This is a genomic window from Acinetobacter geminorum, from assembly GCF_013009345.1.
Classification (GTDB): domain Bacteria; phylum Pseudomonadota; class Gammaproteobacteria; order Pseudomonadales; family Moraxellaceae; genus Acinetobacter; species Acinetobacter geminorum.
Window position 1 is genome coordinate 1 of record NZ_JABELE010000062.1, and the last position, 269, is coordinate 269.

The 269-nt window shown below is 58.4% G+C and carries 1 protein-coding gene; it reads left to right on the forward strand.

The window, feature by feature from the left end; genetic code table 11:
* A partial coding sequence (locus HJG58_RS18695) for an SAM-dependent methyltransferase (protein ID WP_235944538.1) occupies positions 1–269 on the forward strand: 269 nt, incomplete at both ends.

Genomic DNA, 269 nt, shown 5'->3' on the forward strand with positions numbered 1-269 from the left:
GGTATATGACCGTCTGGTCTCTGATGACATCATGAATATGGTGCGCCGCGATGCTGACCGCGTATTAGTCGGCAAACGGGCAGGTTATCACTGCGTACCGCAGGAGGAGATCAACCAGATCCTGCTGCGGGAAGCGCAAAAAGGTAAGCGTGTGGTGCGTCTGAAAGGGGGCGATCCGTTTATCTTTGGTCGCGGCGGCGAGGAGCTGGAAACTCTCTGCAACGCGGGCATTCCGTTCTCCGTGGTGCCGGGCATTACGGCGGCATCCG